Annotated in this window: 10 protein-coding genes; 3 read left to right on the top strand and 7 right to left on the bottom strand. The window is 68.9% G+C overall.

Annotation, left to right across the window (positions count from 1 at the left end; translation table 11 throughout):
• The first annotated feature begins 17 nt into the window (after nt 1-17).
• From PHQ87_RS11290 to PHQ87_RS11280, 3 genes are all read left to right on the top strand, one after another.
• Nucleotides 18-614, top strand: coding sequence for a cysteine dioxygenase (locus PHQ87_RS11290; protein WP_300234158.1), 597 nt, complete (start codon nt 18-20; stop codon nt 612-614).
• Between the two features lie 27 nt (nt 615-641).
• Nucleotides 642-2,246, top strand: coding sequence for a rhodanese-related sulfurtransferase (locus PHQ87_RS11285; protein WP_300234156.1), 1,605 nt, complete (start codon nt 642-644; stop codon nt 2,244-2,246).
• Nucleotides 2,247-2,866: 620 nt separating this feature from the next.
• Nucleotides 2,867-3,694: an NADPH-dependent oxidoreductase gene (locus PHQ87_RS11280; RefSeq protein WP_300234154.1), complete on the top strand. Its 828-nt coding sequence runs from the start codon at nt 2,867-2,869 to the stop codon at nt 3,692-3,694.
• A gap of 18 nt (nt 3,695-3,712) precedes the next feature.
• Here PHQ87_RS11280 and PHQ87_RS11275 read toward each other — a convergent pair whose 3' ends face one another.
• The 7 genes from PHQ87_RS11275 to PHQ87_RS11245 all read right to left on the bottom strand — a co-directional run.
• Complete coding sequence (locus PHQ87_RS11275; protein ID WP_300234152.1) at nt 3,713-4,825, bottom strand: aryl-sulfate sulfotransferase; 1,113 nt, start codon at nt 4,823-4,825, stop codon at nt 3,713-3,715.
• Nucleotides 4,822-5,796, bottom strand: a complete 975-nt coding sequence (locus tag PHQ87_RS11270; protein WP_300234150.1) for an aliphatic sulfonate ABC transporter substrate-binding protein — start codon at nt 5,794-5,796, stop codon at nt 4,822-4,824. Before PHQ87_RS11270 ends, PHQ87_RS11275 begins: the two co-directional genes overlap by 4 nt.
• Before the next feature lie 117 nt (nt 5,797-5,913).
• A complete protein-coding gene (locus PHQ87_RS11265) occupies nt 5,914-6,864 on the bottom strand; it encodes a CysB family HTH-type transcriptional regulator (RefSeq protein WP_300234148.1) in 951 nt (316 codons plus the stop codon).
• Between the two features lie 67 nt (nt 6,865-6,931).
• Entirely contained in the window at nt 6,932-7,534 is a 603-nt protein-coding gene (locus PHQ87_RS11260; RefSeq protein WP_300234146.1) for a malonic semialdehyde reductase, read from the bottom strand.
• An 18-nt stretch (nt 7,535-7,552) separates the two neighbouring features.
• Nucleotides 7,553-8,848, bottom strand: coding sequence for an aminotransferase class I/II-fold pyridoxal phosphate-dependent enzyme (locus PHQ87_RS11255; RefSeq protein ID WP_300234143.1), 1,296 nt, complete (start codon nt 8,846-8,848; stop codon nt 7,553-7,555).
• Nucleotides 8,849-8,895: 47 nt separating this feature from the next.
• Complete coding sequence (locus PHQ87_RS11250; protein WP_300234142.1) at nt 8,896-9,468, bottom strand: hypothetical protein; 573 nt, start codon at nt 9,466-9,468, stop codon at nt 8,896-8,898.
• Nucleotides 9,469-9,487: 19 nt separating this feature from the next.
• Nucleotides 9,488-9,954 (bottom strand): MetQ/NlpA family ABC transporter substrate-binding protein (locus PHQ87_RS11245; protein ID WP_300234141.1); only part of this gene is annotated, 467 nt, incomplete at its 5' end.

Below are 9,954 nucleotides of genomic sequence, written 5' to 3'. Positions count from 1 at the left end.
CCTACCAGCCCGCGCGCCTGCGCGGCTTTCTTGCCGATCTCACCCGCCTGGTTGCCGAAGAAACGGCCGAGGCCGCGCTGCTGGAACGCGGCCAGGCCCTGCTGGCTGAACTGGTGCGGCACGACGACTGGCTCGCCGAGCCCTACACCCTGCCCTCGCCCGTGCGCTACCAGCAGTACCTGCTCTACGCCGACCCGCTGGAGCGCTTTTCGGTGGTGAGCTTCGTCTGGGGGCCGGGCCAGCAGACACCGATCCACAACCACACCGTGTGGGGCCTGATCGGCGTGCTGCGCGGCGCCGAACTGTCGCAACCGTTTGTGCGCGGCGCCGATGGCCGCTGGCGGCCCCAGGGCCCGATGCACCGCCTGGAACCCGGCGCCGTGGAGGCGGTCTCGCCCACCATCGGCGACGTGCACCGCGTCAGCAACGCCCTGGCGGACCGGCCCTCGGTCAGCATCCACGTCTATGGCGCCAACATCGGTGCCGTGCATCGCTCGGTGTTCCTGGAAGACGGGGCTGAAAAGCCCTTCATCTCCGGCTACAGCAACGCCACGCTGCCCAACGTGTGGGACCGCTCGCGGGAAGCCACCGCCACCGCATCGCAACCCCAGTAAGCACGCCGCCAACTGCGCCACCCATCCATGACCCGACCCCTGACCTTCACCACCACCGCCCAGGTCCGCGAGCACCTGCTCGCCCGGCGCGAGATCGCCCTGCTCGACGTGCGCGAGGAAGACCCCTTCGCCCAGGGCCACCCGCTGTTCGCGGCCAACCTGCCGCTGGGCCGCATCGAGCTGGATGCGCGCAGCCGCATCCCGCGCCGCGACACCGCCATCGTGATCTACGACAACGGCGAGGGCCTGGCCGAGACGGCCGCACGGCGCCTGCAATCGCTGGGCTACACCGACGTCAGCCTGCTCGAAGGCGGCCTGCAAGGCTGGCGCGATGCCGGCGGCGAGATCTTCATCGACGTCAACGTGCCCAGCAAGTCCTTCGGCGAACTGGTGGAGGCGCAGCGCCACACGCCGTCGCTCCCCGCGGAAGAGGTCCAGGCACTGCTCGACGCGAAGGCCGACGTGGTGGTGCTCGATGCACGGCGCTTCGACGAGTACCAGACCATGAACATCCCCGGCAGCACCAGCGTGCCCGGCGCCGAGCTGGTGCTGCGTGCCCGTGCGCTGGCCCCCGACCCGGCCACGCGCATCATCGTCAACTGCGCGGGGCGCACGCGCAGCATCATCGGCACCCAGTCGCTGGTCAACGCCGGCATTCCCAACCCGGTGGCGGCGCTGCGCAACGGCACCATCGGCTGGACGCTGGCCGGCCAGTCGCTCGAACACGGTGCCGACCGGCGCCCGCCGCCGGACATCCCGCCCGGCGTGCGCGAGGCGGCGGCACGTGCGGCACGCGAGGTGGCCGACCGTGCCGGCGTGCAACGCGCCAGCCTCGCCGATGTCACGCGCTGGCAGGGCGAGTCCGGACGCACGACCTACCTCTTCGACGTGCGCACACCCGAGGAATTCGCCGCCGGCCATCTGCCAGGCAGCCGCAGCGCCCCCGGCGGCCAGTTGGTGCAGGAGACGGACGTGTCGGCCCCGGTGCGCGGCGCTCGCATCGTGCTGGTGGACGATGACGGCGCCCGCGCCAACATGACGGCCTCGTGGCTCGCGCAAATGAACTGGGACGTCTGGGTGCTCGATGGCGTCCCGGACTCGGCCTTCGCCGAGACGGGATCGGCACCGTTGTACCTGCCCGTTCCCAGCCGCCCGGTCTCGTGGATCGGCGCGCGCCAACTGGCCGACAAGCTGGCGTCGGAACCCCCCGGAACCACCGCCATCATCAACCTCAGCACCAGCGCCAACCACGTCAAGCGCCATATCGCCGGTGCCTGGTTCGCCCTGCGCTCGGACATCGGAAACGCACTGCGGCAGATCCCGCGTGCGCAGCGCTATGTGCTCACCTGCGGCACCAGCATGCTCGCACAGTATGCGGTCGAAGAAGTGGAACAGGCCTCCGGCGGCGCCCGGGTGCAGGTGCTCGAAGGCGGCAACCAGGCCTGGTTTGACGCCGGTCTGCCCACCGACACGGGCGAGCGGCGCCTGGCCAGCCCGCGCATCGACCGCTACCGCCGTCCCTACGAAGGCACCGACAACCCGCGCGAGGCCATGCAGGCCTATCTCGACTGGGAGTTCGGCCTGGTCGAACAGCTCGGACGCGATGGCACGCACGGCTTCCGCGTCATCTGACACCACAGGACCGCCAGCAACGAAAAAAAAGGTCTGCCATGGCAGCCATGGCAGCCATGGCAGACCTGTGAAAACGACAGCCGCCGTCAGGCGACCACCGGTTATCGCCTGACGGAATCAGGGCGACACAACCGCCTCCTTGACCACCTCCCGGACACTCCCTGGCGGGGCGGTTGTTGTTGTTGCTTGGCTCTCGCGGGCAGCCACCGTCTGCCGAGTGGGTGGCACCCCGAGGAAGTGGAAACCACCGATGTCACCGTGCCACACGAAGCCGAACGGGCGGGGACGTTTGCGGGGCACCGTGGACAAAGACAAGGCGTGGTTTCCGATGAGCACAGGTGACAAGCGTACGCGCCGGACGACGCTCCAACAACGAAGAAGATCAGATATGGATATGCGCGCGCCGGTGCGCGGGGCACCGTCAACCAGCCGTCCCGACATGGCACGCCAGGGGGTAAAAGCCGACCCCACTTCAGGTGATGCGCTTGTCAGGTAAAAACCTGTGCGCCTGCACATGCGAAAGACTTCTAAGCCAGGCACGCGCGAGGCGGTAGCCTCGTCACTTCGATCCGTACGCCCGGGCCCGCACAGACCCGGGACCCACCCATTCCGCCATCGCCATGACCCACACCACCACCGACGATCTGCACCAGCGCTACGCCGGCCACGCCCCGGCCTGGACCCCTCATCTGGAACACCCGGTGCTGCAAAGCCTGCTGCGCCACCGCTCGGTGCGCCGTTTCCTGTCCACGCCGCTGGCCCCCGGCGTGCTCGATGCGCTCGTGGCGGCGGCCCAGTCCGCGCCGACGTCCTCGAACCTGCAGACCTGGAGCGTGGTGGTCGTGCAGGAACAGGCCCTGCGCGACTCACTGGCAGCGCTCGCCGGCCATCAGGCGCACATCGCGCAGGCGCCGGTGCTCCTGGTCTGGGTGGCGGACCTGTCGCGCGCGCTGCGGCTCGCCGAGGCCGCCGGTCAGGCCATCGAGGCGCACCAGTACCTGGACACCTACCTCATGGCGTCGGTGGACGCGGGCCTGGCCGCACAGAATGTGGTGGCCGCCGCCGAGGCGCTGGGCCATGGCACGGTCTATATCGGCGCGCTGCGCAACCATGCCCGCGAAGTGGCCCGGTTGCTGGCGCTGCCACGCGGCGCCATGCCGGTGTTCGGCCTCGTGGTCGGGCTGCCCGACCCGGCGGCAGCCACCGCCATCAAGCCGCGGCTGGCGCCGGCCCAGGTGGTGCACTTCGACCGCTACCGGGTGCCCGATGACGAGCAGGAACAGATCGCGGACTACGACGTGGCCCTGCGCGCGTTCCAGCGCGCCAACGGCCTGCCTGAGGTGGGCTGGACACCGGCGGTGCTGCAGCGGCTGAAAAACGGCCAGTCGCTCAATGGACGCGAGCACCTGCGCGAGGCGGTTCAGGCGGCCGGCTTCGAGCTGCGCTGAACGGCGCCTGCACCGGCCTCACAACCAGGGCAGTTGCGAGGCCGCGTAGCGCCAGGTCTGGAACACGCTGTTGAGCCGCCCCGGCCCGGTCGCGCGTGCCGCCTCGTCGGGGTATTCGGCGAACCACGGGATGACGTATTCCCACACCACCTCGCCTGCCGGTGTCACCTCGAACAGGCGGCCGGTGGACGATTCGGTGATGTGCGTGTTGCCGTTGGGCAGGCGCTGCGCATTGCCCATGAAGGGCGAATAGAACAGGTTCGGCACCTCGTCGGCGTACTGCCAGACGATGCGGTTGTCCTGGCGCGGATCGATCTCCAGCACGCGCGAGTAGGCCACGTGTGCACCCGCGCGGAAGTTGCCGTTGTCGAACACCAGGATGTTCCCGTCCGCCAGCGGCACCGGCGCGTGCTGGTGCGACACCACCTCGGGTGGTATGTGCAGCCGCACCTCGCCGCTGGCCTTGTCCACGCCGATCACGCCGGACGTGGTGCGCAGGCTCATCAGCACCAGGCCGTCGGCCGTCACGCCCAGGCCGTTGACCAGCGGCCAGTGGTAGCGCCCGAAGCCCGGGTGGATGGGAAAGCGCGCCGGGTCCAGGTGCTCGGCGGCACGCCACTCCCACACCAGCCGGCCCGATCGGTCCACTTCACGGACCACGTCGGCATGCAGCGGGGTGTCCGCCCCGTCGGTGCCACCGGGCACACGGCGCGCGAACGCGGCATCCACCCGCTCGCAGGCGGCGTACAGCAGGTGACCGTTGGGCAGCCACTGCGCGTCGTGGTGGTGCGCCGGGTCCTGATAGCGCCAGACGACCTCGCCCGCCGGGGTGACCTCGTAGAAATCGCCGCCGTGCCACATCGACCAGGGGGCATAGCGCTCGGGCGAATCGGCGTGGCTGCCGTTGTATCCGAGGTTGCCGTTGGGCAGGATGACGGCATGGCGGCCCGGGCGTACCGGCAGCCGCCATTCGTGCACGACCTCGCCGCCGATATCCACCAGGAACACCCGGCCGCCCGCGGTCTGCGGCGCGATCAGGGTGTAGCCGCCAAAGCTGCGCGAGCGGTCGAGGGCGATCAGGCCGGCACCGCGCCGGCGCTGCGTGACGGGATCGACGGCTGGCGCACTCATGGCGCCGGCGCGCGCCAGACGATATCGGCCACCTTGATCCTGCGCGGAATGATGCCCAGCGACTGGAAGGTATCGGCCAGTTGCTGCTGCTGGGCCACGTGCGCGTCGGTCACCGGGCCGAGCGAGAACTCGGCGCGCTCGAAGGCGGCCTTCCACGACTTGACATCGATGCCCGTGGCCTCGGCGGCCAGGGCGGCGAGTTCGCCGCGGTGCTGGCCCGCCCAGACGGTGGTCTTGCCGATTTCGTCGAGCACGGCCGACAGCACCGCCGGGTACTGGGTGGCAAAGCTCCTGGACGCGATGTAGTAGGACGAGCTGGCCAGGCGCTTGTCCGAGGTGTCGGCGATCACGCGGGCACCGTAGCGCTCCTCGGCGATGGCGAAGTACGGATCCCACACGACCCAGGCGTCGATGTTGCCACCGTTGAACGCGGCGGTGGCATCGGCCGGTGACAGGTAGGTCGGCACGATGTCCTCGAACTTCAGACCGGCCAGCCCGAGTGCCTTGACGGTCACGTTCTGCGCGCTGGAGCCCTTGCCGAAGGCGACCTTCTTGCCCTTGAGCTCGGCCACGGTCTTGATCGGCGAGTGCTTGGGCACCAGCACCGCGTGCTGCGCCGACGGCGTGGCCGCGGCATAGACGAGATTGGCGCCACCCGCCTGGGCAAAGATCGGCGGCGTGTCGCCGACCGATCCGAGGTCGATCGCACCGGCGCCCAGCGCTTCGAGCATGGGCGGGCCGAACTGGAACTCCACCCACTTGACGCTGGACACGCCCAGCGCCTGCAGGCGTTTTTCGATCACCTGCTGCTTCTTGATCAGCACCAGGATGGCCGAGCCTTTCTGGAAGCCGATCCTCACCTCTTTGGGGAGCGCCTGGGCAGAGGCCGGCGCACTCAGGCCGAACAGGAAGGCAGCGGACAGCGCGGCGAAGCCGGCGCCCAGGTGACGACGGGACAGACGGGGTTGCATAGGGGATTCCTCCTGAATGATGGTCCGGACAAGGTTAGGCTGCGGTGCGTGGCCTGTCGAACTCGTTATTCGCATATGGATATGCACAAGTGGACACCGGTACCCCGCGGTCGCGGATCACGCTGCCAACAGCTCCGAGGTCCCCTCCTCGCTCAGGGCCTGGTCAACCGCCTCGCGCGTGAGCGTGGGCGCGAAGGTCTCGATGAACTTGTAGGCATAGCCACGCAGCCAGACGCCGCGTCGTATCGCCAGTCGCGTGAGGTTGATGCGGAACAGGTGGCGTGCGTCGAGCGTGCGCAGGTGCTGGTCGCGTTCCGCGTCGATGGCGATCGAGGCCACGATGCCGACGCCCATGCCCAGCTCCACGTAGGTTTTGATGACGTCGGCGTCCATCGCCGTGAGCACCACGCTGGGCTGGATGCCCGCCGCCTGGAACGCCTCGTCGATGTGCGAACGGCCGGTGTAGCCCACGTCGTAGGTGATGATCGGGTAGCGCGCCAGTTGCGCCAGCGTGACCGGGCCGTCCAGTTGCAGCAACGGGTGTCCGGGCGGCACCACCACGCTGTGCGTCCAGCGGTAGCACGGCAGCGTCACCAGTTGCGGGTAGTTGGCCAGCGCCTCGGTGGCGATGCCGATGTCGGCCTCGCCCTGCAGCAGCATCTCGGCGATCTGCCGCGGCGAGCCCTGGTGCAGGTGCAGCGTGACCTGCGGAAACAGCTCGCGAAAATCGCGCACGGCGTGCGGCAGGGCGTAGCGCGCCTGCGAGTGCGTGGCCGCGATGGTCAGACCCCCTTCCAGGCGCGAGACGAATTCCTTGCCGGCCTGGCGCAGGTTCTGCGCCTCCTGCAGCAGCCGCTCGACGATGGGCAGCAGCGCCGCGCCCGGCTCGGTCAGGCCGGTCAGGCGCTTGCCCGAGCGAACGAAGATGGACACGCCCAGTTCTTCCTCCAGTTCCCGGATCTGGCGGCTGACACCGGGCTGCGAGGTGTAGAGCATGGCCGCCACCTCGGTCAGGTTGAAACCGCAGCGCACCGTCTCCCGAACGGATCGTAGTTGCTGAAAGTTCATGGCTCAATGGGGCAACAACTTGCCCGGATGCGGCGCGCACGGGTGGCGCGCGCGGGTTGGCGAGTCTTCAGACGATCTGCGCCACTTCGTCGAACGCCAGGCGCGGGCCGCGCGGGAACGTGCCCGCGTGGTCGGCCACGCCGAGGTTGATGATGAAGTTGACGGCGTAGCGGCCATCGGGGAAGAACGCTTCGTTGACCGCCTGCGGGTTGAAGCCCGACTGCGCGCCTGCGTCCAGCCCGAGCGCCCGCGCCGCCAGGATCAGGTAGGCGCCTTGCAGGCTGCTGTTGCGAAATGCGGTGGCCTCGGCCAGCGCCGGGTTGCCATCGAACAGCGGCTTGGCGTCGTAGGCCGGGAACTGCTGCGGCAGGTGCTCCTGGAACTGCCTGTCGTGCGCCACGATCACCGTGACGGCGGCCGCGTCGGTCTGCGCCACGTTGCCCGACGAGAGCGCCGGGCGCAGCTTCGCCTTGGCTTCGGGGCTGCGCACGAACACGAAACGCGCCGGTTGTGCGTTGAAGGCCGTCGGCCCCCATTTGAGCAGGTCGTACAGGCGGTGGATCAGCTCGTCGGACACCGGCACCGGCTTGAAGGCATGCACGGTACGGGCCTCGCGGAACAGGCGGTCGAGCGCGACGTCGGGCAGGGAATGGATGACGGGTGCGTCCATGGTGTGTTCTCCTGCGGGTCAGACGGCGGCCAGTGCCTGGTCCAGGTCGGCCAGCAGGTCGTCGATGTGCTCGATCCCGATCGACAGGCGCACGGCATCCTCGCTCACACCCGCCTTGACCAGTTCCTCGGGCGACAGTTGCCGGTGCGTGGTCGATGCCGGGTGCGTGGCCAGCGACTTGGCGTCACCGATGTTGACGAGCCGGGTGAACAGTTGCAGCGCGTCGAGGAACCGGGCACCGGCCGCACGGCCCTCGCCCGGTGCCGACTTCACACCAAAGGTCAGCAGGCCCGATGCGTGGCCGCCGAGGTACTTTTTCGCCAGTTCATGGTCCGGGTGGCTGGGCAGCCCCGCGTAGTTGACCCAGCCCACTTTGGAGTGCTGTTCCAGGCGCCGTGCGATGGCCAGGCTGTTGGCGTTGATGCGCTCCATGCGCAGCGCCAGCGTCTCGATGCCCTGCAGGATCAGGAAGGCGTTGAACGGCGAGATCGCCGCGCCGGTGTTGCGCAGCGGGACCACGCGGGCGCGCCCGATGAAGGCCGCCGGGCCCAGGGCCTCGGTGTAGACCACGCCGTGGTAGCTCGGGTCGGGTTCGTTCAGGCGCTGGAAGCGCTCCTTGTGTTCGGCCCAGGGGAACTTGCCGCTGTCGATGATGGCGCCGCCGATGCTGGTGCCATGGCCCCCCAGGTACTTGGTGAGCGACTGCACCACGATGTCGGCACCGTGCTCGATCGGACGCAGCAGGAAGGGTGTGGCCACCGTGTTGTCGACGATCAGCGGCACGCCATGGCGGTGTGCGATCTCGGCCAGGCGGGCGATGTCGGTCACGTTGCCGGCCGGATTGCCCACCGATTCGACGTAGATGGCCTTGGTGCGCGCATCGATCAGGGGCTCGAAGCTGGCCGCGTCGCGGTGGTCGGCAAAGCGCGTGGTGATGCCGAACTGCGGCAGCGTGTGCGCGAACAGGTTGTAGGTGCCGCCATACAGCGCGGTCGCCGACACGATGTTGTCCCCCGCCTCGGCAATGGTCTGGATCGCGTAGGTGATGGCCGCCTGCCCGGAGGCCAGCGCCAGCGCGGCGATGCCGCCTTCGAGCGACGCCAGGCGCTGCTCCAGCACGTCCTGCGTCGGGTTCATGATGCGGGTGTAGATGTTGCCCGGCACCTTCAGGTCGAACAGGTCGGCACCGTGCTGTGCGCTGTCGAAGGCATAGGCGGCGGTCTGGTAGATCGGCACCGCCACCGCCTTGGTGGTCGGATCGGGCCGGTAGCCGGCGTGCACGGAACGGGTCTCGAATTTCCAGTGGTCTGACATGGTGTGTTTTCCTGTGTTGGGGGTGAAGGTCGGTTCGACTCGACGGCTCAGTCCATCGCGTGGCCCGTCAGTCCGATCAGTTGGTCGACGAACGCGTCGAGCAGCGGCAGCTCGGGCGATGGCGCGCCGGTGGGCTGGGCCTTCCAGCCATCGGGCGCGCTGAACAGCCGCAGGGCATCGAAATCGGGTTGCTCGCCGGCGTCGAAGAAGTGCCGCACGCCCGCCGGCACCACCACCCAGTCTCCGGCCTCGCACAGCAGACCCAGGTGGCCGGTGTCGGTGCGCACGTAGAACAGGCCCGTGCCGCCCAGGAAGAAACGGATCTCGGCGTCGGCATGCACGTGCTCGGCGGTGAACTGGCGGCGCAGCTCGGGCCAGCCGGCATGGTCGGGCTGAAGGCTCACGCGATCGACGCTGCGCACGGCCAGGCGCTCGCGCAGGCCGTCCAGCTCGGGGCCGTAGGCGGCGAGCACCGCCTCCAGGCTGCCATCGCCCGGATCGCGCAGCGGCCAGCGGCCGTGATCCAGGCCGTGGGCACGCAGCGTCTCGCGCACCCGTGCCTCACACACCAGGGTCTCGCCCCAGCGCCCCTGCGCATCGAACGTCACCAGCGCGGCCATGGCTGCCCTCTTCTCGTGCTTATTGCAACGCGGCGGGGCGTGCGTAGCCCGGGAAGTGCTTGTTCAGCACGTCCTTGAAGAACGGGGTCTTGAAAGCCTCGGCCAGATCGGCTACCCAGGGCGCGCCCTTGTCGGCCGTGCGCACCGCCGCCACCAGCAGGTAGTAGTCGGGCGTCTTCTCCAGCGCCACGGCCTCGGTCAGCTTCAGGCCCGAGGAAATCGCGAAGTTGCCGTTGATGACGGAAAAGTCGGTGTCATCCAGCGCACGCGGCAGTTGCGCGGCCTCCAGCGGGATGAACTTGAGCTTCTTCGGGTTCTCGGCGATGTCCTTCTCGGTCACCTTCAGCGGATCGACGCCCGGCTTGGCCTTGACCAGGCCGTACTGCTCCAGGAACACGAAGGTGCGCGCCAGGTTGGTCGGGTCGTTGGGCACGGCCACGCGCGCGCCTTCCTTGACATCGGCCACCGTCTTGTACTTCTTCGAGT

The organism is Hydrogenophaga sp., assembly GCF_028698005.1.
Lineage (GTDB): Bacteria > Pseudomonadota > Gammaproteobacteria > Burkholderiales > Burkholderiaceae_C > Hydrogenophaga.
Note: the sequence above shows the minus strand (reverse complement) of the source record. Positions and strands in the feature narration are given on the sequence as shown.

Excerpts from the sequence above, each read along its gene's own strand:
- PHQ87_RS11285 (WP_300234156.1), top strand. The coding sequence starts at position 642 with ATGACCCGACCCCTGACCTTCACCACCACCGCCCAGGTCCGCGAGCAC.
- PHQ87_RS11270 (WP_300234150.1), bottom strand. The coding sequence starts at position 5,796 with ATGCAACCCCGTCTGTCCCGTCGTCACCTGGGCGCCGGCTTCGCCGCG.
- PHQ87_RS11280 (WP_300234154.1), top strand. The coding sequence starts at position 2,867 with ATGACCCACACCACCACCGACGATCTGCACCAGCGCTACGCCGGCCAC.
- PHQ87_RS11265 (WP_300234148.1), bottom strand. The coding sequence starts at position 6,864 with ATGAACTTTCAGCAACTACGATCCGTTCGGGAGACGGTGCGCTGCGGT.
- PHQ87_RS11250 (WP_300234142.1), bottom strand. The coding sequence starts at position 9,468 with ATGGCCGCGCTGGTGACGTTCGATGCGCAGGGGCGCTGGGGCGAGACC.
- PHQ87_RS11255 (WP_300234143.1), bottom strand. The coding sequence starts at position 8,848 with ATGTCAGACCACTGGAAATTCGAGACCCGTTCCGTGCACGCCGGCTAC.
- PHQ87_RS11260 (WP_300234146.1), bottom strand. The coding sequence starts at position 7,534 with ATGGACGCACCCGTCATCCATTCCCTGCCCGACGTCGCGCTCGACCGC.
- PHQ87_RS11275 (WP_300234152.1), bottom strand. The coding sequence starts at position 4,825 with ATGAGTGCGCCAGCCGTCGATCCCGTCACGCAGCGCCGGCGCGGTGCC.